A 24,663-nucleotide genomic window follows, 5' to 3' on the forward strand; every position below is an offset into this window, starting at 1 on the left:
GAGGAACGGACCGATGAGAATCATCAACTTTGGATCGCTGAATCTGGATTATACCTACACGGTGGACCATATTGTGGAGCCGGGGGAGACACTGGATACAGCGGAGCGAAAGATTTTCTGCGGCGGTAAAGGGCTGAATCAGTCGATTGCCCTTGCAAGGGCAGGACTGGAAGTCCACCATGCCGGAATGATCGGAGAAGACGGAGAGATGCTGGTGGATCTTTGCAGGAAGGAAAATATTCATACGCATTATATATGGAAAGTTCCGGGACCATCGGGACATACGATCATTCAGGTGGATGAGAGCGGACAGAACTGCATTCTTCTGTATGGAGGAGCAAACCGGAAATTTACCAAAAATTATATCGATGAAGTGCTGGCGGATTTCAGCGAGGAGGATATCGTACTTGTGCAGAACGAGATCAATCTCGTAGATTATGTCATCGAAGCGGCCAGCAGAAAGAAGATGCGGATCATCCTGAATCCGTCCCCGTACAATGAGCAGCTTAAATCCTGTGATCTTGGCAAAGTAAACCTCTTCCTTGTCAATGAGATTGAAGGCGCGCAGATGACAGGAAAAGAAGAGCTGGGGGAAATTCTGGATACTTTGTCCGAACTATATCCGAAGGCCGGGATTGTGATGACGCTTGGCGGAGACGGATGTGTGTATCAGGATGCATCGAGGCGGTTTTTCCAGGACAGCTTCCATGTACCGGTGACCGATACGACCGGAGCAGGAGATACATTTACCGGATATTTTATCGCCGGACTGGTATCCGGGATGGATGTAAGAGAATGCCTGATCGTGGCCTCCAGAGCGGCGGCCATTGCGGTCACAAGACCTGGAGCGGCTGCGTCGATCCCGACAAAACAGGAGGTCAGGGAAATTGATCTGGATTTTGAAAGACCACAGAAACATGAGACAGAAGAGTAGAAGAAAAGAGCTTTGCAACGCCCGGAGAAAGGGCCGCGCAAAGCTCTTTTTGTGCAATAGAAACAGTTCCTGAAGATCAGTCCTTGTCAAGTTTGGAAAGCACATCCGGGATCGGTACATCGATTTTACGGTCACGGTAATAGTATTCCCGGTCGTGTTCTCCTACTTCACGCAGTACCCGGCATGGATTTCCTACAGCTACTACTCCGGCCGGGATGTCCTTTGTGACAATGCTGCCGGCTCCGATAACTGTATTGTCCCCGATGGTCACACCCGGAAGGATGACACATCCTGCGCCGATCCATACATTCTTTCCGATATGTACGTCCATGTTGTACTGCATCTCCAGATACCGGAGATTCGGTTCCACCGGATGACCTGCGGTCGCGATGGTGACATTCGGTCCGATCATGGTCTTGCTGCCGACATAAATATGTCCGTCGTCAACCAGAGTCAGATTGAAGTTTGCGTAGACATGATCTCCAAAATGGGTATGATATCCACCCCAGTTGGAACGAAGCGGAGGCTCGATATAGCATCCCTCGCCCAATTCGGCAAACATATCCTTAAGCATTCTGGCTCTCAGTTCCTGATCATGAGGTCTTGTCTGATTATAATCATACAGCTTTTCCAGACAGTCAAACTGTTTTTTCATAATTTCAGGGTCGGACGGAAGGTAAAGACGTCCTTCCTCCATTCTTTTTGCGGACTCCTGAGAGTCCATCTGTAAATCCTCTGCATATTCCATGCTGTGTTTCCTCCTCCTTTTTTCCGCTGCTATCCTCTACTATAGTATATTCCGGTGCCGGTGGCAAGGACGGTGTTTCTTTTTTTCATCACAGTTTTGGCACAGAATAGACACAATTTCCTGATAAGGTATTGCATAGACTAAAACAGAGGAGGGAAGCACATTGATCGAAGTCAACGGATTAGTGAAAAAATACGGCAGCCATACTGCTGTGGATCATCTGAACTTTCGAATAGAGAAGGGACATATCTATGGGCTGCTTGGGCCAAACGGAGCCGGAAAGTCCACAACCATGAATATCATGACCGGATATCTCGGAGCAACCGAAGGGGAAGTTCTGATCAACGGCCATGATATTTTAAAAGAGCCGGAACTGGCGAAAAAATCTGTCGGATATCTCCCGGAGATGCCGCCGCTTTATATGGACATGAAAGTGCAGGAGTATCTGATGTTCGCGGCGGAGCTGAAAAAGGTAAAAAAGACGGACAGAAAGGCTGAAGTCAAAAAAATAATGAAGATGGTCAGGATTTATGATGTGAGAGAAAGGCTGATTAAGAATTTGTCCAAAGGATACCGCCAGAGAGTGGGTCTGGCGCAGGCAGTGCTTGGATTCCCTGAGACAATTATTCTGGATGAGCCGACAGTCGGCCTGGATCCGAAACAGATCATCGAAATCAGAGAGTTAATCAGGGAGCTTGCAAAAGATCATACGGTCATTTTAAGCTCCCATATTCTTGCGGAGATCCGGGAAGTGTGCGATTACATCATCATTATTTCCCAGGGGAAACTGGTGGCAAGTGATACGCCGGAAAATCTGGAAAAGAAATTTTCAGGGAATGCGCCGACCGAGATCGAGACAAGACTGCTTCCGGAAAAAATCGAAGAGATTCTCTCACGGATTCCGGGAATTCAGAAAGTCAGCTATCTGTCGTCCGATCCTGGAATCACCAGGGCGGTCATTGAGACAAAAGAGGATGTTGACATCCGGGAGGAAATTTTCCGTGCCTTTGCAAGAGAAGACAGCGCGTTGATCTCCATGTACAGAAAACAAAACACACTGGAGGACATCTTCCTTCAGCTGACCCAGGAAGGAGGGCGTCCACATGCTGGCAATCTATAAGCGTGAGTTTAAATCGTATTTTTACTCCATGACGGGGAGTATTTTCATCGCCTTTCTGACCTTTATGACAGGCATCTACTTCATGGCATACAATTTAAACAGCGGATATCCGTATTTTTCCTATTCGCTGGAAGGGGTCATGTTTATTTTTCTTGTGGCGGTTCCGATTCTTACGATGCGAAGCTTTTCCGAGGAAAGGAGAAGCCGGACCGACCAGCTGCTGTTGACCTCCCCGGTAAGCGTGGGCAAGATGGTAATGGGAAAATATTTTGCCATGGTGACGGTATTTCTGATTCCTTGCGTACTGTTCTGTGCGTATCCGCTGATTATCAGTACACAGGGGACGGCATATTTTAAGAATGATTATACATCGATTCTTGTATTCTTCCTTCTTGGATGTGTATATATTGCCATCGGAAGTTTTATCTCCGCCATGACGGAGAGCCAGATTATTGCGGCCATCGGAACATTTGGTGTCCTGATGGTGATTTATCTGTGGGATGGACTGTTAAGCTTCCTTCCGTCTTCCGCATTTGGAGGGATGGCAGGAATCTGGATGATGCTGACCCTCTGCGTTTTGTTTGTTTACAATATGACCAAAAACGGTCTGCTGAGTGTCGGGATTGAAGGAATCGGTACGATTGTTCTTATTGTGATCTATGTTGTAGACTCTTCTTTATATGAAGGAATTCTTTCCACAATCTTTGAAAAGTTTGCGCTTGTTTCGACGTTTACGAGTGTCGCGGAAAATAATCTTCTGGACATCGGCGGGGTTGTGATGTATCTGACTCTGATCGGGGTGTTTTTATTCCTGACCGTTCAGTCAATACAGAAAAGAAGATTCAGTTAGGAGGGTAAGACATGAAGAAATTGCTGAAAAAATTCCGAAGTCTTCAGACCCGCTATGGATTTTACAGTGTGGGTATGATTGCGGTTGTCATCGTGATCGCAGTTGTCATCAATCTGATTGTCGGGCAGCTCCCTGAGAAATTCAGACAGGTTGATGTCAGCAATAAAAACATTTACGGAATTTCCAAGACATCCAGAAATCTTTTGAAAGATCTGGAATACGATATCAAGTTTACGGTATATGCAGACAAATCATCTACAGACGAGAGAATCAAAACATTCCTGGAACGATATACCGCACTGACTGACAAGATCAGTGTAGAATGGATCAATCCGGTGGATCATCCGCAGGCTCTTCAGGAGAATGAAGATGCACAGTCCAATTCCATTGTCGTTTCCTGTGAGGAGACCGGAAAATCCGCTACAGTTCTGTTTACGGATATTATTGTGCAGGACTACAGCTCCTACTATACGACAGGGTCTGCATCTGATTCGGAGTTTGATGCGGACGGTCAGCTGACAAGTGCGATCAATCAGATTACAACGGATGTGTCGAAGAAAATCTACTATACAACCGGACACGGCGAGACGACATTATCCACTTCTCTGAGCGATGAACTGGAGAAATCCAGTGTGACAACGGAAGAACTGAATCTTCTGATGGTAGAAGAGATCCCTTCAGACTGCGACCTGATCCTGATCGATGCGCCGACGAGCGATATTTCCGAGCAGGAGGAAACGATGCTTCTGAATTATATGTCAGAAGGAGGAAAGGTCATTTATGTGATGGGTGATGCTTCCACGGAGACGCCGAATCTGAACGCGTTTATGGAACAGTACGGAATGACAAAAACGGACGGCTACATTGCGGATATGCAGCGGTGCTACCAGGGTAATTACTATTATATCTTCCCGGAAATCTCAGCATCGGGAGATCTGGGAGACGGTCTGGAAAGCGATATGGTACTGCTTGTAAATTCAGCCGGATTTACCGTACAGGAAGATTTAAGAGATACGCTTTCTGTGACACAGGTGATGACGACATCCTCAGAAGGATACGCAGTGACGGAAGAGGCACAGACACAGGGAGAATATACTCTCGCAGCTGTCGCGGAGGAAGATGACGCGAAGCTGACCGTGATTGCTTCGGAAAGCATGATCAATTCCCAGATTACGGAGTATTTTTCCAATCTGGATAATTCGAGACTCTTCCTCAATCTCGTTATGAACAATTTTGACGATGTTGAAAATCTTTCCATCAAGGCGAAGAGCCTGTCTGTAGAGTTGAACACCGTGCAGCATGCAGGTTCTATCAGTACAGCGTTGATCTTTGGTGTGCCGGCGGTTGTTCTGATCGGAGGATTTGTGATCTGGATGAAACGTAGAAAAGCATAGGGAGTGGACAGATGAAACAGAAAAAAGGACTTATCATACTTCTGGCAGTACTTCTTGTACTTTGTATTGTTTACTTTGCACTTAGAAGCTACAATCAGAGTCAGAAGGAAGCAGAACAGGCCAAAGCCGAAGCGGAGAAGATCCAGGTGGTGGACATTGAAAATCCGGTGGAGATCACCTACTCTTCCGAAGACGGAAGCAGCGTATCTCTTGTAAAAGAAGACGATACCTGGCATCTGAAAGATGATACGGAGACGGCTCTTGTGCAGGATACCATTGAGAATATCGCGGATACAGTATCCGATGTACAGGCTGAGCGGCAGATTGAGAATCCGGATTCTCTGGAAAGCTATGGACTGGATTCCCCTGCTTATACCATTACCGTGACAGGAGAAGATGGCACAACAGAAACCATTTATATCGGAGACGGAGCAGACTCCGATTATTACATGACAACAGGGGACAAGGAAAATGTGTATACGGTATCCTCTTTCCTTCCGAATGTACTGGAGATGAACACGGATAATCTGAAAGAAGAAGAGGAGACAGAATCTACAGAGGATGATGCTTCTGCAGACGACAGCTCTTCGGATGACAGTACATCCGGAGAGGAAAGCACAGATACAGAGAGCGGTTCGACCGACGAATAGAAGACCGACCTTTGTCTAAGGTGAACAGCGGGCAGCAGCAGACTGCCCGCTATTAATTTTCGTCCAGTACTTGACATAATCAAGTAGTGGGTATAGTATAATAACAGGAGGAGTGATGGAATGAATCCACAGTTTAAAAAAGGAGTTCTGGAACTGATTGTTTTGGAATCAGTCCGGAACCGTGACATGTACGGATACGAACTGGTGACAGAAGTATCCAAGGTCATTGACGTAAATGAAGGGACCATTTACCCGCTCCTGAAACGATTGACAAACGAACATTATTTTGAAACCTATCTGCGTGAGTCCACAGAAGGACCGCCCAGAAAGTATTATCATTTGACTGCGGCAGGGATTCTCCACCGTGATCAGCTTGAGGCAGAATGGAATGAGTTTCAGGAACGGGTGTGCCGTTTCCTAAAGGAGGGAAAGCATGAATAAAGAAGGGTTTTTAAAAGAATTAAGAGATCATTTAAGAGTGCTGGATGAAAGGGAACAGGAAGATATTATTGATGAGTATGCGCAGCACATTGATCTGAAGATGAAAAGCGGGCTCAGCGAAGAAGAGGCGATCAGCGATTTTGGTAATATCGCAGAGCTGGCAGCCGAAATTCTGGAGGCATATCACGTGGATCCGAAATTTGAAGAAAAGACAAAGGGGATCGTGATCCGTACTCCGGACATGGAAAAAGTTTCTGAGGGGAGCAGAAAACTGGCGGGAAAGGCGGCTGCGTTTTTCGGGAAAATTCTGGAAAAGATCCGGAAAATGAAAGATACAATAGCCGGAAAATGGAGAGCTTTTTCCGGAAAATCCAAACAGAGGACGGAAGGCAGCGAAGAGAAAGAAGGCAGACAGGAGAAAAAGAGCCTGTGGAGGAAAAGTACGGAGATTCCGGTCTGGAGTACGTCCAGGCGTCTGCTTCACAATTGCTGCGTTCTGATCTGGAATCTGAGCTGGATACTTGTTACCTGCTTTCTGATGGGAATGGCGGCTGTCAGTCTGTTTGCTTTTGGAGCCCTGCTGACTCTGGTGTTTTCCGGATATCCGCTTCTTGGGGCGGAGATTTTCTGCTTTGGAGCAGCAGCTTCAGGGGCATCCCTCGGACTTCTGACATTCGGACTTCGAAAAAAGTACAGAAAAAAACCGGAGGGTGAGAGGAAGGCAGAACAGACAGGGGAGGTGTTATAGGTGAAGCAGTATCGGAAATTACTTGCCGGAATATTTGCGGGCGGGGTACTGATCAGCGGAATCGGTGCAGGAATCGGATGCGTGGAATTCTTTTCTCTGGACTATGCAGGGGAGAGAACTGTCGGGGAGACGGAGATGACAGTGATGGAAGGAGAGATGAGCTTTACGCCGCCATCTGACGGAGGTACAGTGGATGTATATATGGATTACGGACAGCCGTATCTGAATCTTGTCTGGGATGACTCCGTACCGGAAAACACACTGCACTACAGTATTGAGTACAACAAAAAGCGGGTTGCGCCGGAAGCGTGGCAGGAGGATGCCGAAACACTCGGATTTTATTTCCCGTATATCAATTATGATGAAGTGCGGGATGTGATGGAGTTCAGGGACATCATTCTGGATGATCTGAAAGAACATAAGATTGGAAGCTACAGGCAGAAGGATATTGAGTCCATCGATCTGTACCTGAACCCGAAAGACCGGGAGGAAATTGAAATATGGTAAAACAAGGCCGGAAAGAGTTTTTCCGGTCTTTACTTTTTGAATTTTTTCTCTGGAAGCAGGTTCATGGGAAAGAAAATGTAAAATTCAGGTAAAATCTACGTAAAATCATGTTAATTTTTCGTATAACCTATTGCGTATTTTCGCGGTTTCTAGTAAATATATAAATGGAATGTTAAAAATAAGTTAGCATTTTGTAAAATTGAGAGGAAAATTCAACTTTTATGGAGGAAAAGAGAAATGAAGTTGACAGACTTTTTTGGCCTGCTTGGAGGACTCGCTTTGTTCCTTTACGGAATGCAGATGATGAGTTCCGGGCTTGAGGCAGCCGCCGGAAACAAGATGAAACGAATCCTGGAAAGGCTGACAGCCAACCGCTTTCTGGGCGTCCTGGTAGGAGCGGGAGTGACAGCCGTGATCCAGTCGTCATCGGCAACCACGGTTATGGTAGTAGGATTTGTAAATTCGGGCATGATGACACTGAGACAGGCTGTATGGATCATCATGGGTGCAAATATCGGTACGACAATTACAGGACAGCTGATTGCGCTTGATATTGGGGCGATTGCTCCGCTGATCGCTTTTCTTGGAGTGGCTTTGATTCTTTTCATTAAAAGTCCGAAGGTACATAATTACGGTCTGATTGTAGCAGGACTTGGTGTACTCTTCCTTGGTATGGAGATGATGAGCTCATCCATGATGCCGCTTCGTGATTCGGAGGCTTTTGTAAGCCTTATGACAAAATTCTCAAATCCGGTGCTTGGTATTCTGGCCGGAGCGGTGTTTACGGCGATTATTCAGTCTTCTTCCGCGTCTGTTGGTATTCTGCAGGCATTGGCATCAAACGGTCTGATCGGACTTCCGAGCGCGGTGTTTGTTCTTTTTGGACAGAATATCGGTACCTGTATTACGGCGGTGCTTGCATCCATAGGGACAAGCCGGAACGCAAAGCGTACGACGATCATCCATCTGACATTTAACATCATCGGAACGATCATTTTTACAACTGTCTGTATTCTGACGCCGCTTACGTCTCTGGTGGAAAGCTGGACGCCGACCAATGTGGCGGGGCAGATTGCCAACATGCATACGTTGTTTAATATTGTCACCACCATTCTTCTGATCCCGTTTGGAAACTATCTGGCATCCTTTGCCGAGAAGGTTCTTCCGGATAAGAAAGAAGAGAAAGTGGAAGGGATGCATCTGGAATACATCCGCCCGGTTGATACGAAGAGGGAAAACCATATCGGTACTTCCGCAATCGCTTTGACAGGAGTTCAGAAAGAAGTAGAACGGATGCTTCAGATGACAAAGGAAAACGTGCACTTGAGTTTTGATGCGGTGCTGGATGGTTCCACCGCCCTCCTTGCGCAGGTAGATGAAAAAGAAGAGTACATCGACTTCCTCAATAAAGAGATCTGCAAATATATTTCCAAGACGATTGTCAATGAGACAAACCAGAAAGATGCCAGATACATGAGTGCTCTGTTCAAAGTATGCGGTAATCTGGAGAGAATTGGAGACCATGCGACAAATCTGTGTGAGTACACACAGATGATGGAAGAAAAGGGCATTGTATTTTCCAGTACCGAGATGGAGGAGATCCGCCAGATGAAGAAAGCAAGTCTTGATGCGCTTGAGATTTTAAGCGATGTCAAGAAGGGAGACACAGAGATCGTGAAGAGGATCGAAGAGGCGGAACAGAGGATAGACGACATGACAGAAAGCTTCCGCCAGGGGCAGATCGACCGGATGCAGCAGGGAAAACAGGATGAAGAGGTCAGTATTCTGTATTCCGAGATGCTTACGGATTTTGAACGGATCGGAGATCATATTCTGAATATCGGACAGGAAATGGGACTTGGAAAAGTCGGAGCGTAAAAAGGTTCATAAAACTTTTATTCATAATTGACAAAAACAAGGTTGGATGCTATACTGACCTTGTATAAAAGGATTGTTACTGGTAAAGCAGGCTATACCGATTGTACACATTTGAGTTAAAATGTGGGAGCGGTATAGCCTATTTTTTGTGCATTTTATGTAGGAGGGCGGATCGTAAGAATGCAGGTTGATAAAGTGATTAACAACAATCTGATCAGATCCCATGATGAAAAAGGACAGGAAGTCCTTGTAATGGGGTGCGGAATCGGCTTTAAGAAAAAGTCGGGAGAGTATATTGATGACGGAAAAGTGGAAAAAGTTTATGTGCTTCGGAAGGAGGAAAGACAGCACATGGAGGAACTGTTTTCTTCCATGCCCCTTGAATGTATCCAGGCAACCAACGAGATTGTGGAGTATGCGACGATTTCCCTTGGAAAGCAGCTCAGTAATTATCTGTATCTGAATCTCTGTGACCACATCCATTTCGCGATTCAGCGGTCGAAAGGCGGAAATCCGATTCAGAATGCCCTGCTTACGGAGATTAAACGGTTTTACAACCACGAATATCAGATCGGGATGGAATCGTTGAACATCATTAAGCGGAAAACAGGAGTATTTCTTCCGGAGGATGAGGCGGGCTTTATCGCCATGCATCTGGTCAATGCGTCGATGGACTTTCACGATATGGGCCACACGCAGGAGATGATGAAGATTATCCGGCTCTGGAAGGAATTGATTTCTACCATCATTATAAAGAAGATATCGCCATGTTCGCGGAAATGGGATTTAAGACATTCCGTATGAGCATCGGATGGTCCAGAATTTTCCCAAAGGGAGATGAAGCGGAGGCGAACGAGGCGGGCCTTGCCTTTTACGAGGACGTATTCCGGGAATGTAAGAAATACGGAATAGAGCCTCTTGTGACGATCACCCATTTTGACTGTCCGATGCATCTGATCCGGGAGTACGGCGGATGGAAGAACAGACGGCTGATCGAGCTTTACAAAAAGCTTGTGACCGTGCTCTTTACCCGGTACAAGGGTCTCGTTAAATACTGGATCACCTTCAATGAAATCAATATGATTCTCCATCTTCCTTTTATGGGAGCGGGACTTCAGTTTGAGGAAGGGGAAGATCAGGAACAGGCGAAGTATATCAGCGCCCATCATGAACTGGTGGCTAGTGCCTGGGCGACAAAGATTGCACATGAGATTGATCCGGAAAACAAGGTGGGCTGTATGATGGCGGCAGGAAACTATTACCCGTACAGCTGCAGGCCGGAAGATGTCTGGGCGGCTCTCGGAAAAGACAGGGAAAACATGCTCTTTATCGATGTGCAGGCCAGAGGATATTATCCGAACTACGCAAAGAAGCTCTTTGAGAAGAAGAACATTGACCTTGGCATGACAGCGGAAGATGAAGAGATTCTGCGGGAACATACCGTGGACTTCATCAGTTTCAGCTATTATTCTTCCAGGTGCATTACAACACAGGAAAACGTAGGCGAGACCATCGGAAATGCCTTCAAAGGGACAAAGAATCCGTATCTTCCATCCTCTCAGTGGGGCTGGCAGATCGACCCTCTTGGACTGCGTACGACGATGAATACACTTTACGACCGCTACCAGAAACCACTTTTTATCGTAGAAAACGGACTCGGCGCGAAGGATGAGCTGATTCCGGACGGCAAAGGGTCCTGGACGGTGGATGACGACTATCGGATCGAGTATCTGAAGGCCCACATCGAGGCATTCAAGGCGGCCGTGGAAGAAGACGGCGTGGAACTGCTTGGCTATACGACCTGGGGCTGTATCGATCTGGTCAGCGCATCAACCGGGGAGATGAGCAAGCGCTACGGCTTCATCTATGTAGACCGGAAAGATGATGGAAGCGGCACTCTTGCACGTTACCGAAAAAAGAGCTTTTACTGGTATAAACAGGTGATTGAGTCCAATGGAGAAAATCTGGAGCCGCTGAAAGCGTAAAAGAAAGTAAACAACATAGAACGAAACAACACCGGCCCGGAGACGGCAGTGCGGATATGCCCTGCGTCTTCGGGTCTTTTTTCCTGGAACGGGCGATGAGGGGAGAAGCGACCTGATTCCGCTGAGGGATTCTAATTTTATACGAATTCAGAAGCAGGCGAATAATTGAGTGTACCTTTCGACATAATTATGCTATAATCATGTTAAAGGAAGAAAGGAGCTGATATTATGCCAGTTATTATGCCAATTAAAGATCTCCGCAATACAAGTGAGATATCGGATATTGCTCATAAGATACAGGAACCGATTTTTATTACCAAAAACGGATACAGTGATCTGGTCGTAATGAGCAGTGAATTATATGATAAATTTGCAAAAAGCAACCGGATCGATCAGGCAATCTATGAATCCGAAAAAGAAATGGAAGAAGGCGGCGCTTCTATTGATCTCGATGAAGCATTTGAGAAACTGAATAGAAAATATTATGGATAAATATAAAGTCAGATTAAACCAACAGGCATTTCGAGAAATTGATGATATTTTTTCCTACATTGCTTTGGAAAAGTTATCACCGGAAAATGCGAAAGGACAGACAGACCGAATTTGGGCGGCATTAAAGAAATTAGAAACTTTCCCGCAGTCGCATCAAGAACGGAGCGAAGGAAGATACGCCGGAAAAGGATACCGGCAATTACTGATAGATAATTATATTGCCATCTTCAAAATTGATGAATCAAGTAAAACCGTCTATGTTGTGACCGTACAGTATCAGGGACGGAATGTATAAGGAAGAGCCAGAGTAATGAAAAGACTCTGGCTCTACTTCTGTATATAAACTTTTGTAAAGAATATAAAAAAGAGATAGCTGACAACCAACTATCTCTTCTTTGTTATCAATGCGGATAGCAGGACTTGAACCTGTACCCCCTCGCGAGGACTAGAACCTGAATCTAGCGCGTCTGCCTATTCCGCCATATCCGCCTGACAAAAGATACTATATCATATAATTGTTCTTTTTGCAAATACTTTTTGAAAAAATTTAAAAATTTTTTTGGTAGGCGGTTTTCTACTGCATTTTGGGCATCCTGGATGCCGCTGCCGGTTATTTTTTCCTGTTCCGCACAAGAAAGAGATGCTGCCAGAACAGATGCAGAAGAAACGCGCCGAAAACAATAACGGCAAGATAGCAGAGGATCCGGACCGGATTTGGAAATCCGCGGGTCAGATCCGAAATGATGACCTGGGACATCTGATAGTACGGACTAATATAGAACATATCGATGTCGTGCGTCCGTCCGATTGTAAGATTGATGACCGTGGCAGCACTACAGAGAACCGCAAACAGGATGACAGAGGAGGAAAAGCCATGCCACGTATGATCGCTGATGGCGGAAAGACCGCAGAAGATCCCCACGGCAATCAGGAGCAGATGCCACAGATAGGAATGGCACGTGAGCGCAGGAAGCGGGTAGTGCATTCCGCTCGTATCGAGAAAGGCTCCGATTCCGCTAAGAAGAGAAAAGTCCATTAAAAAGGTAAGAAAGATCCGACGGAGGCGGGAAGCATGGACAACAGGAAGAAGCAAAAGCAGATACATCGGAACGGAGCAGAGCTGAAATGGAAAGTACCACCAGTTGTAGCTTCCGCCGCCGAGAACGAAAGTCAGAGTCCACTGTTTCCAGATCTCGCTTGCCGCCATCACAAGCCCTGTATAAAAAAGAAAGCGTTCCGAACGGTCCAAAGACCGGAGACCTCTCATACAACATTCCTCCTCCCGTTTTCGTATGAATTCATACTGAAATAGTATAAGAATATTTTACCACAATATACAAAAAGAAGAGCAGGTGAAAAAATGGTTGACAGAAAAGATATAAGTATTATAATGAGGGTGCCTGATCAAAGAAGGATACGATAAAATAAAACAGGATCATCTGAGGATACGCGGCCGCAGCTGCGGGATCAGAGAAGATGTCGGGTGCGCCCGGTTATTTGTAAGAGATAACCGGGCGCACTTTTTTTATTTAACAGGAATCTTCGTTCCCTGTTAAATAAAAACGCTCCGCGGGATGCGCACTCGCGCAAAGCAGAAATTTGTTGCTAAAGCGACCGCGCTCGGCGCGAGAGTTCCGCAGGCGGAACTCTTTATTCTAACAGGAAAGTAAGGACGAAATCATATGGAACAGTTACATAAAATCAAATTGCTGGAAGACCGTCTTAACCGGCTGGAATCAAACGACAGGGACAATTTTTACATCTGCCGCAAGATCAAACGCAGAATTGCAAGACTTCGAGAGGAAATAAAAGGGGAAGGCGCTTAAAAGCAGCGGTTCTTTGATCAGGCACAGTCAGAAAAAAGCGGGCTGTCCGCAAAGGGAAAACAGAGGGCAGACAGGGGAGTAATGTAAAAACAGGGTTGACAATCCAGTGTCCGTGTAATATAGTTTGATTATCAAAGTATTTTAAGTTCAAAATAAAAGTTTGGAGAAAACATATGATAGGAAAAATATGCGGAACGGGATCTTATATCCCGCCTAAAATTTTGAGCAATAATGACCTGTCTGAGATGGTTGAGACGAATGACGAGTGGATCCGTGAACGGACCGGTGTGAGAAACCGCCACATCGCAGAGCATGAGACCGCCTCTTTCATGGCGGCGGAGGCGGCAAAGAGGGCACTGGAAAACGCCGGGATCTCTCCGGAGGAGATCGATCTGATTCTTGTCGCTTCTTCTTCGCCGGACGTAATCTTCCCGAGCGTAGCCTGTGAGGTGCAAAAAGAGATCCAGGCGGTGAATGCGGCGGGATATGACATGCAGGCAGCCTGCACGGGATTTGTCTTCGCATACCAGAGCGCGCAGGCCTACATTGCGGCAGGATTTTACAAGACGATTCTGGCTATTGGAACTGAGACGCTGTCTTCTATGGTGGACTGGACTGACCGGGGCACCTGCATCCTGTTTGGTGACGGCGCAGGCGCGGCAGTGATCCGGGCAGCGGAAGGAACAGTATATCTTCCGGCAGCACATTCCGATGGATGCAGGGGAGACGCACTTGTCTGCAGGAGCAGATTTTCATCGGAGTTTGTGGAAGCGTTTAAGAAGACCGGAGAGACACCGAAGGATACTTACATCAGTATGGACGGAAGAGGCGTATTCCAGTTTGCAGTCAAGAGTGTTCCGCAGATTGTGACGGAGGTGCTTGACAAGGCAGGGCTTGGAACGGAGGATATCGACTGGTTCATCCTTCATCAGGCCAACAAAAGGATTGTGGAATCTGTTGCAAAACGCCTGAAGACAGACATCGGGAAATTTCCGATGAATCTGCAGGAGTACGGCAACACCTCATCCGCGAGCATTCCGATTCTCCTCGATGAGATGAACCGGGACGGACGGCTTGAAAAAGGGCAGAAAATCGTGATTGCAGGATTTGGAGCAGGACTCTCCTGGGGAGCATCCATTCTGGAATGGTAATACAGGTAATTACCGGCAAAGGCCGGATTACAATAGAAAACATGAAAAAAGAAAATGAAAAGTAAAAGGAGACTACCACTATGTTAGAAAAAGTAAAAGAAATCGTAGCAGAAAATCTTGGAGCAGACATCAATACACTGACAGAGGAGACATCTTTCAAAGATGATCTTGGAGCAGATTCTCTGGACCTGTTTGAAATGGTAATGGCACTGGAAGAAGAATACGGAAAAGAGATTCCTACAGAAGATCTGGAGCAGCTTACAACGATCGGTGAAGTAGTAGATTACTTAAGCAAATAATAACGCATCTTTACTGCCATCCGGTCAGGTGCCTTTTTGGCGAAGGCCGGGTGGCAGAAACATATTGCTGGAAAACAGATAAGGAAGGGATATTGGGATGAAGACAGAAATTACAGAGATCCTGGGTATTGAATATCCGATCATTCAGGGCGGAATGGCCTGGGTGGCAGAACATAAACTTGCAGCGGCTGTATCCAATGCAGGCGGACTTGGACTGATCGGTGCGGCAAGCGCTCCGGCAGACTGGGTAAGAGATCAGGTGAGAAAAGCAAAAGAGCTGACTGACAAACCGTTTGGAGTGAACATCATGCTGATGAGCCCGTATGCCGATGACGTGGCAAAAGTCATCGTGGAAGAGGGCGTCAAAGTCGTGACAACCGGTGCCGGAAGCCCGGAAAAATACATGAAAATGTGGAAGGAAGCAGGCGTAAAGGTCATCCCGGTTGTAGCAAGCGTGGCTCTGGCAAAGAGAATGGAGCGCTGCGGAGCAGATGCCATCGTGGCAGAGGGAACAGAAGCAGGCGGACACATCGGTGAAAATACAACGATGGTTCTCGTGCCGCAGGTGGTTGACGCAGTCAACATTCCGGTCATCGCAGCAGGAGGAATTGCAGACGGACGCGGCATGGCAGCGGCATTTATGCTTGGCGCAAGAGGAATGCAGCTTGGAACCGGATTTGTTGTTACAAAAGAATCCCAGGTTCATGAAAATTATAAAAACAGCATTATCAAGGCAAAAGACATTGATTCCCGTGTAACCGGACGTTCCACAGGACACCCGGTACGTGTACTCAGAAACCAGATGGCAAAAGAGTACATCAAAAAAGAACAGGAAGGCGCGACATTTGAGGAACTGGAACAGATGACGCTGGGCGGCTTGAGAAGAGCAGTCGTAGACGGAGACGTCGTAACAGGAAGCGTGATGGCAGGACAGAGCGCGGCGATGTTCAAAGAAGTGCTGACCTGTAAAGAGTTTATCGAGAAGCTGGTAAGCGAGACAGATGCACTCATCAAAGGAGCGGGATTCTATGAGTAAGATAGCATTTATCTACCCTGGACAGGGAGCCCAGAAAGCAGGAATGGGCAAGGATTTTTATGAAAACAGCGAAAGCGCAAGAGCCGTATTTGACAGAGCATCCGAAATTCTGGATCTCGACATGAAGGAACTGTGCTTCGAGGAGAACGACAGACTGGATCTGACAGAGTACACGCAGGCGGCGCTTGTGACAACCTGTCTTGCCATGACAAAAGTGGTAAGCGAACACGGCATCCGGCCGGACGTCACAGCAGGATTAAGCCTTGGCGAATACTGCGCCATTGCTGTTGCGGGCGGCATGTCCGGGGAGGACGCAATCCGCACAGTGCGTAAAAGAGGAATTTTGATGCAGAATACAGTGCCGGCAGGCGAGGGAGCCATGGCGGCAGTTCTTGGAATGGAAGCATCAGCCATCGAAGAAGTGATTGAGGACATCGAAGGCGTAACGATCGCAAACTACAACTGTCCGGGACAGATTGTAATTACCGGAGTGACTGCCGGTGTGGAAGACGCATCGGAAAAGCTGAAAGCGGCAGGGGCAAAACGTGTTGTAATGCTCAATGTCAGCGGACCGTTCCACTCACCGCTTCTGAAAAGTGCAGGAGAAGAGCTGTTAAAAGAACTGGAAAACGTAGAAATCCACAAGCTGGAGATTCCGTATGTGACCAATGTGACAGCGGAATATGTACAAAACGAAGAAGAGATCAAAGGCCTTCTGGGACAGCAGGTATCCTCATCTGTAAGATGGGAGCAGAGCATCCGGAAGATGATCGAGGAAGGTGTAGACACTTTCGTGGAAATCGGACCGGGAAAAACACTGGCCGGATTTATGAGAAAGATCAGCCGTGACGTTGCCATGTACAATATCGGAACATGGGAAGACGTGGAAAAAGTAGCAGAAGCGCTGAAATAAGATCAGATCCGAAGCGGTCTGAAATTTGATATACGTAAGGAGTATAGAGTATGACAGAGCAGAAAGTAGCAGTAGTGACAGGAGCATCAAGAGGCATTGGAAAGGCGATCGCGATGGAGCTTGCAAGAAGAGGGGCACTTGTGATTGTCAACTACAACGGCTCCAGAGAAAAAGCGGAAGAGGTGAGGGCACAGATCGAGGCGGAGGGAAATAAAGCCGAGATCAGACAGTGCAACGTAGCCGATTTTAAAGCCTGCGAGGAAATGTTCCAGGAGATTATCAGCACCTACGGGCGGGTAGACATTCTGGTAAACAATGCAGGAATCACAAGAGACGGACTTCTGATGAAGATGAGCGAAGAGGATTTTGATGCTGTTGTAGACACGAACTTAAAGGGAGCGTTTAACTGTATCCGGTTTGCTTCCAGACAGATGCTCAAGCAGAGAAGCGGACGCATCATCAGCCTTTCCTCTGTCGTAGGGGTGTATGGAAATGCGGGACAGGCAAACTATGCTGCATCCAAGGCGGGAATCATCGGACTTACGAAAGCATGCGCAAAAGAGCTTGCTTCCCGCCACATCACGGTCAATGCCATCGCACCGGGATTTATTGAGACAGAAATGACGGAAGTATTGTCGGAGAAAGTGAAAGAAACAGCGAAAGCGCAGATTCCGTTCGGTACATTCGGACAGCCGGAAGACATCGCAAAGACAGCGGCGTTTCTGGCATCGGATGACGCACGGTATATCACCGGACAGGTCATCTGTGTAGACGGCGGAATGTAAAAAGCGAAGAAGGAGACGAAATATGAAGAGAAGAGTAGTTGTAACAGGACTGGGAGCGATCACTCCGATCGGAAACAGCGTACCGGAATTCTGGGAAGGAGTCAAAGCGGGAAAAGTCGGAATCGGAGAGATTACGAAGTTTGACACTTCTGATTATAAAGTGAAGATTGCGGCCGAGGTTAAGGATTTCGAGCCGAAAAACTATATGGATTTTAAAGCGGCAAAGAGAATGGAAACATTTTCGCAGTATGCGGTTGCCGCTGCGCTGGAAGCATGTAAAGATGCGGCCATCGATATGGAACAGGAAGATCCGTTCCGTGTCGGAGTCATTGTAGGGTCCGGAATCGGAAGCCTGCAGACTGTAGAAAGAGAATATACAAAGATTGTGGAAAAAGGACCAAACAGGGTACATCCGCTGATGGTGCCTCTGATGATCTCCAACATGGCGGCAGGAAATGTCTCCATTCAGCTTGGTGCAAGAGGAAAATGTACAAACGTTGTGACAGCATGTGCATCCGGAACCCATTGTATCGGAGATGCATTCCGTGCCATTCAGTACGGGGATGCGGAAGTGATGTTCGCAGGCGGTACGGAAAGTGCCATCTGTCCGACAGGTGTGGGAGGATTTACTGCTCTGACCGCACTGACCACATCCAATGATCCGATGCGGGCATCCATTCCGTTTGACAAGGACAGAAGCGGATTCGTTCTCGGTGAGGGAGCCGGTATTGTTGTTCTGGAAGAGCTGGAGCACGCAAAAGCAAGGGGGGCAAAGATTTACGCAGAAGTGGTAGGATACGGTGCGACAGGCGATGCTTACCACATCACTTCCCCGATTGAAGACGGAAGCGGTGCGGCACGTGCCATGACAGATGCCATGAAAGAGGCAGGCGTAAAACCGGAGGATATAACTTATATCAACGCACACGGAACAAGTACACACCACAACGATCTGTTTGAGACAATCGCCATCAAATCCGCGCTCGGAGATGCGGCAAAAGATGTGGTTGTCAACTCTACCAAGTCCATGATCGGACATCTGCTCGGAGCAGCAGGCGGAGTGGAGTTCGTAACGATCGTAAAATCCGTGGAAGAAGGATTTATCCACCAGACAGTGGGAACAGAAAATGTCGATGAAGAATGTGACTTAAACTATGCAGTCGGTGCGCCGGTTGAGAAGGAAATCCGCTATGCCATGAGTAATTCTCTTGGATTTGGCGGACACAATGCGACCCTTCTGATCAAAAAATACGAAGAATAGGAGAGTGTAGACATGGAGCTGGAACAGCTTTTAAAACTGATTAACACGGTTTCGGATTCAAAGCTTACAGAGTTCAAATATGAGACAGAGAGTGTCTGTATCAAAATGGGAAAAGAAAGCAGTGTCAAGGTTGTTGCGGCTGACGCGCAGACGACAGCCCCGGCTGCGGTACAGGGAGCAGTGATTACCGCACAGGAAACGGAAGCGGCGATCGAAGCTTCTGAAGAACCGGATGTGCAGAAAGGCAAGGTTGTAACATCCCCGCTTGTCGGAACTTTCTATGCGGCACCGTCCGAGGATGCAGATCCGTATGTGAAGGTGGGCGACACGGTGAAGAAAGGGCAGGTCCTTGCCATCGTGGAAGCTATGAAACTGATGAATGAAATCGAAAGTGAATATGACGGAACAGTGGAGGAAATTCTTGTGGAAAACGCACAGGGCGTAGAATATGGACAGCCTCTGTTCCGGATCAGATAATTGAGGTGAAACAGGATGAAACATCTGGGAATTAAAGAGATCGAAGCAATTCTGCCGCACCGCCACCCGTTTCTTCTGGTAGATTATATCGAAGATTACGAACCGGGCGAATTCGCGACAGGTTATAAATGTGTGACATTCCGGGAGGATTTCTTCCGGGGACATTTTCCGCAGGAACCGGTAATGCCGGGTGTTCTGACTGTAGAGGCTCTGGCGCAGGTCGGAGCGGTTGCGATCCTGAGCAAAGAAGAAAACAAAGGAAAGATCGCATACTTTGGCGGAATCAACAAATGTAAATTTAAAGGAAAAATTGTTCCGGGAGACAAAGTCAAACTGGAAACAAGGATCATCAAACAGAAAGGACCGGTTGGTGTCGGGGAAGCGATCGCAAGCGTGGACGGTAAAGTCGTTGTGAGCGCAGAACTGACCTTCATGGTCGGCTAGATGAGAAAAAGATAAAAACGAGGTCGGAGGCAGATATGATTAAGAAGGTTTTGATTGCAAACAGGGGTGAAATTGCGGTACGGATTATCCGTGCGTGCCGTGAGATGGGAATCGAAACGGTTGCGGTATATTCGGAAGCAGACAGGGAAGCACTGCACACACAGCTTGCGGACGAGGCGGTCTGCATCGGGCCGGCTCCTTCTTCGGAGAGTTATCTGAGCATGGACAAGATCTTAAGCGCGACGATGATTACCGGAGCGGACGCAATTCATCCGGGATTCGGATTTTTGTCCGAGAACAGCAGGTTTGCAGAGCTTTGTGAAAAATGCAATATTACATTTATCGGACCGAAAGCGGAAGTAATAGAGAAACTCGGAAACAAGGCCGAGGCAAGAAATACGATGATATCTGCCGGAGTTCCGGTCATTCCGGGAAGTACGGAGCCGGTCTTCGATGAAGAAAAAGGCGCCGAAGAGGCAGACCGGATCGGGTATCCGGTTATCGTGAAAGCGGCGCTTGGCGGAGGCGGAAAAGGCATGCGTGTAGCGAAGACTCCGGAGGAGTTTTCCAAGGCATTTACGACAGCCCAGAAAGAAGCAAAGGCAGCCTTCGGCGATGACATGATGTATATCGAGCATTTTGTGGAACATCCGCGTCATATTGAGTTTCAGATTCTGGCGGACCACTATGGCAATGTCATCCATCTAGGAGAGAGGGACTGCTCCATTCAGAGAAACCATCAGAAGATGATCGAAGAGTCTCCGTCTCTTGCATTGAGCGAGGAGCTTCGTCAGAAGATGGGAGAAGCAGCTGTAAAGGCGGCGAAAGCGGCCAATTATGAAAATGCCGGAACTATCGAGTTCTTGCTTGAAAAGAATGGCAGCTTCTATTTTATGGAGATGAATACAAGAATCCAGGTAGAACATCCGGTAACCGAGTGGGTAACCGGAATTGACCTGGTAAAAGAGCAGATCCGCATTGCTTCCGGGGAGCATTTAAAGATCAGCCAGGAGGACGTCAAACTGACCGGACATGCGATTGAGTGCCGTATCAATGCGGAAAACCCGGCAAAGAACTTCCGCCCGTCACCGGGAACCATCACGGATATCTACCTTCCGGGAGGAAAGGGAGTGCGGATCGATTCCGCAATCTACAGCGGCTATACAGTGCCGCCGTACTATGACTCCATGCTGGCAAAACTGATTGTCCATGCAAAGTCAAGACCGGAAGCGATCAGCAAAATGAGAAGTGCCCTCGGGGAGGTTATCATCGAAGGAATCGATACAAATATTGACTATCTGTACGAACTGATCAACCATCCGGATTATCAGAGCGGAAATATTGATATTGAGTTTATCGAGCGTTTGTAGGAGTGAAAAGACATGAAATTATCCAATATGTTTAAAAAAACAGAACGAAAAAACTACATAACGATTCATACTTCAGATAAAAAGGGAAAACCGGAGGTGCCGGAAGGTCTGCTGAAAAAGTGTAATGCGTGCAAGGCGGCGATTGTGACAGAGGATGTCAAGAACAATTATTATATCTGCCCGAAGTGCCACAATTACTTCCGGGTACATGCCAGAAGAAGAGTGGAGATGATCGCGGACGAAGGGACGTTTGAAGAGTGGGATCACGGCCTGAATGCGGGCAATCCGTTAAGCTTTCCGGGATATGAAGAGAAGGTGAAGGCTCTCCAGGAGAAGACAAATCTTGATGAGGCCGTCATGACCGGGAAAGTGCAGATCAATGGAAATGAAGTGGTACTTGGCATCTGTGACGGACGCTTCATGATGGCAAGTATGGGATGGGCAGTCGGAGAGAAGATCGCCCGTGCTGTAGAGCGGGCTACCGAAGAAAAACTTCCGGTGATCATTTTTGCCTGCTCAGGCGGAGCAAGAATGCAGGAGGGCATTGTCTCCCTGATGCAGATGGCAAAGACATCTGCGGCTCTGAAAAAGCACAGTGATGCCGGGCTTCTCTACATTTCGGTCCTGACTAATCCGACAACCGGCGGAGTAACGGCAAGTTTTGCCATGCTTGGCGATGTCATTCTGGCAGAGCCGAACGCATTGATCGGTTTTGCCGGACCGCGTGTCATTGAGCAGACGATCGGACAGAAGCTGCCGGAAGGATTCCAGAAATCGGAATTTCTGCTGGAGCACGGTTTCATCGACCGGATTGTAGAGCGGGAAGAGATGAAGGAAGTGCTTGCATCTATTCTCAGCATGCATAAAATCGAAGAGAACGGGGAAGACTGGCGGCAGGAATGCTGTCAGAACGAAGGAGAGGAACAACGTGCTCCATATAAAGGGCTGACCTCCTGGGAGCGGGTTCAGATCTCCAGAAGAAAAGACCGCCCGGTAGGAAGTGACTATATTCACACCTTGTTTACCGACTTTATTGAATTGCACGGTGACAGGTATTTCAAAGATGACAAGGCGATTATCGGAGGAATCGCAAGATTCCACGGAATGCCGGTCACAGTCATTGCGCAGGAACGGGGCACAACGACAAAAGAAAATATTCTCCGGAATTTCGGAATGCCTTCCCCGGACGGATACCGAAAGGCGCTGCGTCTGATGAAGCAGGCGGAGAAATTCCACCGCCCGGTCATCTGTTTTGTTGATACACCGGGAGCGTTCTGCGGAATTGAAGCAGAAGAAAGAGGACAGGGAGAGGCAATTGCGAGAAATATCTATGAGATGTCCGGCTTGAAAACACCGGTTGTATCCATCGTGATCGGAGAGGGAGAAAGCGGAGGAGCGCTTGCCATCGCGACCGCGGATGAAGTGTGGATGCTGGAAAATTCGATCTACTCGATCCTCTCTCCGGAAGGATTTGCATCCATTCTCTGGAAAGACAGCAAACGGGCAAAAGAGGCGGCGGGGGTCATGAAGCTGACGGCAAACCATTTAAAGAGCATGGAGATTGTCGAGCAGGTGATTCCGGAGCCGGATAATTTTACTTCCGCAAATCTGGAGGAAGTGGCAGACAGACTGGACAGAAGTCTGAAGAAATTTATTTGTGAGTACATGGAGATGGATGCAGATGCTCTGGTTGAAAAACGTTACCGGAGATTCCGTCGGATGTAGGAAAGGAACGAAAAGTGAACACAAAATGGCCGCCGATTTCGCTCGGCGATAAACAAATCAAAATTCCTCTCATTCAGGGGGGAATGGGAGTCGGTATCAGCATGGGAGGACTTGCAGGTGCTGTTGCAAAAGAGGGCGCGGCGGGGATCATTTCCAATGCGCAGATAGGATTCCGGGAAGCGGATTTTGAAAAAAATCCGTTTCAGGCCAACCTGCGGGCCATGGAAAGTGAATACCAAAAGGCCAGAAAGACCGTGCCGGACGGAGTGATCGGATTTAACATCATGGTAGCGCTGAAGCATTACGAGGAGTATGTAAGGCATGCGGCTGCCATCGGATGTGATCTGATTATTTCGGGAGCCGGGCTGCCTACAGAGCTCCCGCGCTATGTGGAGGGAACCGATACGAAGATCGCACCGATTGTTTCAACTGAAAAATCGGCGAGAGTCATTTTGAAATACTGGGACAGAAAGTACAACCGGGTGCCGGATCTGCTTGTGATTGAGGGACCGAAGGCAGGAGGACATCTTGGATTTACGAAAGAACAGCTTGAGATATTTGACGATAAGGCATACAATGAAGAAGTAAAGTCCATCTTAAAGGCCGTGCGGGAGTACGAAGAGAAGTATGAAAGAAAAATTCCGGTTGTCCTGGCCGGCGGCATTGACACAAAAGAGAAGGTGGAAGCGGCCATGGCGCTTGGCGTGGACGGTGTGCAGACGGCGAGCCTTTTTGTGACGACAGAAGAATGTGATGCGGATATCCGTTATAAGGAAGCATACATAAACGCCGGAGAAGAGGACATCTGCATTGTGACAAGTCCGGTAGGAATGCCGGGGCGTGCAATCTTAAATCCATTTATGAAAAGAGTGATGGACGGGGAGAAATTTACTCCGAAGAAATGCCTTGGATGTCTTCATAAATGCAATCCGTCCGAAATTCCGTACTGCATTACAGAACGCCTCGTGGCAGCGGCCAAAGGGGATGTGGAGGAAGCACTTCTTTTCTGCGGAAAAGAGGCGTACAGACAGCAGAAGATCACGACTGTCAGGGAAGTGATAGGTTCACTGATGGGAGAAGAATAGGGACAAGACGAAAGATAGACAGGTAAAGGAGCAAAAAAAAACGTGGACGCATACAGGGCAATCAACGAAATCCTGGTTCATTTGTTCAATGAAATCTGGGAGCTGGAAGGAAAAGCAGTGATCACAGAAGAATATAAGGACATTACGAACAACGATATGCATATTATTGAAGCGGTGGGCCTCGGAGAAGGAAACAATATGTCGGCAATCGCAAAAAAACTGAAAATCACTGTCGGATCTCTTACCACCTCCATGAACAGTCTTGTCAATAAAAAGTATGTGGTCCGGGAGAGGAGTTCCCAGGACCGAAGAGTGGTCAATATCCGCCTGACAAAAAAGGGGGAAAAGGCGTACCACCATCATGCAGATTTTCACAGGAAGATGACGGAAGCAGTCGTATCCGCCCTCTCAGAGGATGAGATTCCGGTTCTCGTCAAAACGCTGGACAGTCTGTCCGACTTTTTCAAATCCTATCGGGAACAGTATTGACATGTTTTTGTACCGGATGGTACACTGAATAAAACAGCCGCAGGGCAGCTTTTAA

General features: G+C 47.5%; 27 protein-coding genes, 1 tRNA gene and 1 pseudogene. 26 read left to right on the forward strand and 3 right to left on the reverse strand.

All coding sequences use genetic code 11. From position 1 onward, the window contains the following. The first annotated feature begins 13 nt into the window (after positions 1 to 13). The gene (locus tag B5E64_RS03580; protein ID WP_087167154.1) at positions 14 to 934 is read left to right on the forward strand and encodes a ribokinase; all 921 of its coding nucleotides are present in this window, start codon (positions 14 to 16) and stop codon (positions 932 to 934) included. Between the two features lie 76 nt (positions 935 to 1,010). Here B5E64_RS03580 and B5E64_RS03585 read toward each other — a convergent pair whose 3' ends face one another. Continuing rightward, the gene (locus tag B5E64_RS03585) at positions 1,011 to 1,658 is read right to left on the reverse strand and encodes a sugar O-acetyltransferase (RefSeq protein WP_087167256.1); all 648 of its coding nucleotides are present in this window, start codon (positions 1,656 to 1,658) and stop codon (positions 1,011 to 1,013) included. Between the two features lie 187 nt (positions 1,659 to 1,845). Between B5E64_RS03585 and B5E64_RS03590 the strand changes: the two genes are divergently transcribed. The 12 genes and pseudogenes from B5E64_RS03590 to B5E64_RS03645 all read left to right on the forward strand — a co-directional run bounded on the left by B5E64_RS03590 (position 1,846) and on the right by B5E64_RS03645 (position 12,042). Further along, positions 1,846 to 2,802 (forward strand): ABC transporter ATP-binding protein, encoded by a 957-nt coding sequence (locus tag B5E64_RS03590; RefSeq protein WP_087167155.1) that lies wholly within the window; start codon positions 1,846 to 1,848, stop codon positions 2,800 to 2,802. Further along, positions 2,786 to 3,652: an ABC transporter permease gene (locus B5E64_RS03595; protein WP_087167156.1), complete on the forward strand. Its 867-nt coding sequence runs from the start codon at positions 2,786 to 2,788 to the stop codon at positions 3,650 to 3,652. Before B5E64_RS03590 ends, B5E64_RS03595 begins: the two co-directional genes overlap by 17 nt. Before the next feature lie 11 nt (positions 3,653 to 3,663). Then, the gene (locus B5E64_RS03600; RefSeq protein ID WP_087167157.1) at positions 3,664 to 5,046 is read left to right on the forward strand and encodes a GldG family protein; all 1,383 of its coding nucleotides are present in this window, start codon (positions 3,664 to 3,666) and stop codon (positions 5,044 to 5,046) included. Positions 5,047 to 5,057: 11 nt separating this feature from the next. Further along, entirely contained in the window at positions 5,058 to 5,696 is a 639-nt protein-coding gene (locus tag B5E64_RS03605) for a DUF4340 domain-containing protein (RefSeq protein WP_087167158.1), read from the forward strand. 120 nt (positions 5,697 to 5,816) lie between these two features. Then, positions 5,817 to 6,137, forward strand: a complete 321-nt coding sequence (locus tag B5E64_RS03610; RefSeq protein ID WP_087167159.1) for a PadR family transcriptional regulator — start codon at positions 5,817 to 5,819, stop codon at positions 6,135 to 6,137. After that, entirely contained in the window at positions 6,130 to 6,885 is a 756-nt protein-coding gene (locus tag B5E64_RS03615; RefSeq protein ID WP_087167160.1) for a DUF1700 domain-containing protein, read from the forward strand. Before B5E64_RS03610 ends, B5E64_RS03615 begins: the two co-directional genes overlap by 8 nt. Beyond that, on the forward strand, positions 6,886 to 7,392 hold the full coding sequence (locus B5E64_RS03620; RefSeq protein ID WP_087167161.1) for a hypothetical protein: 507 nt from the start codon (positions 6,886 to 6,888) through the stop codon (positions 7,390 to 7,392). Between the two features lie 237 nt (positions 7,393 to 7,629). Beyond that, positions 7,630 to 9,270 carry a Na/Pi cotransporter family protein gene (locus tag B5E64_RS03625; protein ID WP_087167162.1) on the forward strand — a complete coding sequence of 547 codons (1,641 nt, stop codon included), beginning with the start codon at positions 7,630 to 7,632 and terminating at the stop codon, positions 9,268 to 9,270. A 180-nt stretch (positions 9,271 to 9,450) separates the two neighbouring features. Further along, positions 9,451 to 10,074 carry a PRD domain-containing protein gene (locus tag B5E64_RS03630; RefSeq protein WP_087167163.1) on the forward strand — a complete coding sequence of 208 codons (624 nt, stop codon included), beginning with the start codon at positions 9,451 to 9,453 and terminating at the stop codon, positions 10,072 to 10,074. Beyond that, a pseudogene (locus tag B5E64_RS03635) lies at positions 9,972 to 11,255 on the forward strand (6-phospho-beta-glucosidase); the annotation flags it as partial. The gene B5E64_RS03630 and the pseudogene B5E64_RS03635, both read left to right, overlap by 103 nt. A 228-nt stretch (positions 11,256 to 11,483) precedes the next feature. Further along, positions 11,484 to 11,747, forward strand: coding sequence for a type II toxin-antitoxin system prevent-host-death family antitoxin (locus B5E64_RS03640; protein ID WP_087167165.1), 264 nt, complete (start codon positions 11,484 to 11,486; stop codon positions 11,745 to 11,747). After that, positions 11,740 to 12,042, forward strand: coding sequence for a type II toxin-antitoxin system RelE/ParE family toxin (locus B5E64_RS03645; protein ID WP_087167166.1), 303 nt, complete (start codon positions 11,740 to 11,742; stop codon positions 12,040 to 12,042). Before B5E64_RS03640 ends, B5E64_RS03645 begins: the two co-directional genes overlap by 8 nt. Before the next feature lie 110 nt (positions 12,043 to 12,152). Here B5E64_RS03645 and B5E64_RS03650 read toward each other — a convergent pair. Both B5E64_RS03650 and B5E64_RS03655 read right to left on the reverse strand, forming a co-directional pair. Beyond that, positions 12,153 to 12,236: transfer RNA gene (locus B5E64_RS03650), tRNA-Leu, on the reverse strand. A 121-nt stretch (positions 12,237 to 12,357) separates the two neighbouring features. Beyond that, positions 12,358 to 13,014, reverse strand: a complete 657-nt coding sequence (locus B5E64_RS03655) for a YwaF family protein (protein WP_087167167.1) — start codon at positions 13,012 to 13,014, stop codon at positions 12,358 to 12,360. Positions 13,015 to 13,429: 415 nt separating this feature from the next. Between B5E64_RS03655 and B5E64_RS18135 the strand changes: the two genes are divergently transcribed. From B5E64_RS18135 to B5E64_RS03715, 13 genes are all read left to right on the forward strand, one after another. Further along, entirely contained in the window at positions 13,430 to 13,573 is a 144-nt protein-coding gene (locus tag B5E64_RS18135; protein ID WP_171027862.1) for a hypothetical protein, read from the forward strand. Between the two features lie 173 nt (positions 13,574 to 13,746). Next, positions 13,747 to 14,724, forward strand: coding sequence for a beta-ketoacyl-ACP synthase III (locus B5E64_RS03660; protein ID WP_087167168.1), 978 nt, complete (start codon positions 13,747 to 13,749; stop codon positions 14,722 to 14,724). Positions 14,725 to 14,804: 80 nt separating this feature from the next. Next, complete coding sequence (gene acpP, locus B5E64_RS03665) at positions 14,805 to 15,023, forward strand: acyl carrier protein (RefSeq protein ID WP_087167169.1); 219 nt, start codon at positions 14,805 to 14,807, stop codon at positions 15,021 to 15,023. 97 nt (positions 15,024 to 15,120) lie between these two features. Then, entirely contained in the window at positions 15,121 to 16,059 is a 939-nt protein-coding gene (fabK, locus tag B5E64_RS03670) for an enoyl-[acyl-carrier-protein] reductase FabK (RefSeq protein ID WP_087167170.1), read from the forward strand. Further along, on the forward strand, positions 16,052 to 16,972 hold the full coding sequence (fabD, locus tag B5E64_RS03675; RefSeq protein ID WP_087167171.1) for an ACP S-malonyltransferase: 921 nt from the start codon (positions 16,052 to 16,054) through the stop codon (positions 16,970 to 16,972). The genes fabK and fabD overlap by 8 nt, the downstream gene beginning before the upstream one ends. 50 nt (positions 16,973 to 17,022) lie before the next feature. After that, positions 17,023 to 17,757: a 3-oxoacyl-[acyl-carrier-protein] reductase gene (gene fabG, locus B5E64_RS03680; protein WP_087167172.1), complete on the forward strand. Its 735-nt coding sequence runs from the start codon at positions 17,023 to 17,025 to the stop codon at positions 17,755 to 17,757. 22 nt (positions 17,758 to 17,779) lie between these two features. Then, positions 17,780 to 19,018, forward strand: a complete 1,239-nt coding sequence (fabF, locus tag B5E64_RS03685) for a beta-ketoacyl-ACP synthase II (RefSeq protein WP_087167173.1) — start codon at positions 17,780 to 17,782, stop codon at positions 19,016 to 19,018. A gap of 12 nt (positions 19,019 to 19,030) precedes the next feature. Continuing rightward, on the forward strand, positions 19,031 to 19,495 hold the full coding sequence (accB, locus tag B5E64_RS03690; RefSeq protein WP_087167174.1) for an acetyl-CoA carboxylase biotin carboxyl carrier protein: 465 nt from the start codon (positions 19,031 to 19,033) through the stop codon (positions 19,493 to 19,495). Between the two features lie 15 nt (positions 19,496 to 19,510). Then, positions 19,511 to 19,939 (forward strand): 3-hydroxyacyl-ACP dehydratase FabZ, encoded by a 429-nt coding sequence (fabZ, locus tag B5E64_RS03695; RefSeq protein ID WP_087167175.1) that lies wholly within the window; start codon positions 19,511 to 19,513, stop codon positions 19,937 to 19,939. Between the two features lie 35 nt (positions 19,940 to 19,974). Beyond that, positions 19,975 to 21,309 (forward strand): acetyl-CoA carboxylase biotin carboxylase subunit, encoded by a 1,335-nt coding sequence (locus tag B5E64_RS03700; protein ID WP_087167176.1) that lies wholly within the window; start codon positions 19,975 to 19,977, stop codon positions 21,307 to 21,309. Between the two features lie 27 nt (positions 21,310 to 21,336). After that, positions 21,337 to 23,034: an acetyl-CoA carboxylase carboxyltransferase subunit alpha gene (locus B5E64_RS03705; RefSeq protein ID WP_343284044.1), complete on the forward strand. Its 1,698-nt coding sequence runs from the start codon at positions 21,337 to 21,339 to the stop codon at positions 23,032 to 23,034. A gap of 14 nt (positions 23,035 to 23,048) precedes the next feature. Further along, positions 23,049 to 24,119: a nitronate monooxygenase family protein gene (locus B5E64_RS03710; RefSeq protein ID WP_275532783.1), complete on the forward strand. Its 1,071-nt coding sequence runs from the start codon at positions 23,049 to 23,051 to the stop codon at positions 24,117 to 24,119. A gap of 42 nt (positions 24,120 to 24,161) precedes the next feature. Continuing rightward, positions 24,162 to 24,608, forward strand: a complete 447-nt coding sequence (locus B5E64_RS03715; protein WP_087167178.1) for a MarR family winged helix-turn-helix transcriptional regulator — start codon at positions 24,162 to 24,164, stop codon at positions 24,606 to 24,608. The last annotated feature ends 55 nt before the right edge of the window (positions 24,609 to 24,663 follow it).

This window comes from Drancourtella sp. An12 (genome assembly GCF_002160935.1).
Taxonomy (GTDB): Bacteria; Bacillota; Clostridia; order Lachnospirales; family Lachnospiraceae; genus Sellimonas; species Sellimonas catena.

Coding starts and splice junctions, on each gene's coding strand:
- B5E64_RS03580 (WP_087167154.1), top strand. CDS start 14: ATGAGAATCATCAACTTTGGATCGCTGAATCTGGATTATACCTACACG.
- B5E64_RS03585 (WP_087167256.1), bottom strand. CDS start 1,658: ATGGACTCTCAGGAGTCCGCAAAAAGAATGGAGGAAGGACGTCTTTAC.
- B5E64_RS03595 (WP_087167156.1), top strand. CDS start 2,786: ATGCTGGCAATCTATAAGCGTGAGTTTAAATCGTATTTTTACTCCATG.
- B5E64_RS03600 (WP_087167157.1), top strand. CDS start 3,664: ATGAAGAAATTGCTGAAAAAATTCCGAAGTCTTCAGACCCGCTATGGA.
- B5E64_RS03605 (WP_087167158.1), top strand. CDS start 5,058: ATGAAACAGAAAAAAGGACTTATCATACTTCTGGCAGTACTTCTTGTA.
- B5E64_RS03610 (WP_087167159.1), top strand. CDS start 5,817: ATGAATCCACAGTTTAAAAAAGGAGTTCTGGAACTGATTGTTTTGGAA.
- B5E64_RS03615 (WP_087167160.1), top strand. CDS start 6,130: ATGAATAAAGAAGGGTTTTTAAAAGAATTAAGAGATCATTTAAGAGTG.
- B5E64_RS03625 (WP_087167162.1), top strand. CDS start 7,630: ATGAAGTTGACAGACTTTTTTGGCCTGCTTGGAGGACTCGCTTTGTTC.
- B5E64_RS03630 (WP_087167163.1), top strand. CDS start 9,451: ATGCAGGTTGATAAAGTGATTAACAACAATCTGATCAGATCCCATGAT.
- B5E64_RS03640 (WP_087167165.1), top strand. CDS start 11,484: ATGCCAGTTATTATGCCAATTAAAGATCTCCGCAATACAAGTGAGATA.
- B5E64_RS03645 (WP_087167166.1), top strand. CDS start 11,740: ATGGATAAATATAAAGTCAGATTAAACCAACAGGCATTTCGAGAAATT.
- B5E64_RS03655 (WP_087167167.1), bottom strand. CDS start 13,014: ATGAGAGGTCTCCGGTCTTTGGACCGTTCGGAACGCTTTCTTTTTTAT.
- B5E64_RS18135 (WP_171027862.1), top strand. CDS start 13,430: ATGGAACAGTTACATAAAATCAAATTGCTGGAAGACCGTCTTAACCGG.
- B5E64_RS03660 (WP_087167168.1), top strand. CDS start 13,747: ATGATAGGAAAAATATGCGGAACGGGATCTTATATCCCGCCTAAAATT.
- acpP (WP_087167169.1), top strand. CDS start 14,805: ATGTTAGAAAAAGTAAAAGAAATCGTAGCAGAAAATCTTGGAGCAGAC.
- fabK (WP_087167170.1), top strand. CDS start 15,121: ATGAAGACAGAAATTACAGAGATCCTGGGTATTGAATATCCGATCATT.
- fabD (WP_087167171.1), top strand. CDS start 16,052: ATGAGTAAGATAGCATTTATCTACCCTGGACAGGGAGCCCAGAAAGCA.
- fabG (WP_087167172.1), top strand. CDS start 17,023: ATGACAGAGCAGAAAGTAGCAGTAGTGACAGGAGCATCAAGAGGCATT.
- fabF (WP_087167173.1), top strand. CDS start 17,780: ATGAAGAGAAGAGTAGTTGTAACAGGACTGGGAGCGATCACTCCGATC.
- accB (WP_087167174.1), top strand. CDS start 19,031: ATGGAGCTGGAACAGCTTTTAAAACTGATTAACACGGTTTCGGATTCA.
- fabZ (WP_087167175.1), top strand. CDS start 19,511: ATGAAACATCTGGGAATTAAAGAGATCGAAGCAATTCTGCCGCACCGC.
- B5E64_RS03700 (WP_087167176.1), top strand. CDS start 19,975: ATGATTAAGAAGGTTTTGATTGCAAACAGGGGTGAAATTGCGGTACGG.
- B5E64_RS03705 (WP_343284044.1), top strand. CDS start 21,337: ATGTTTAAAAAAACAGAACGAAAAAACTACATAACGATTCATACTTCA.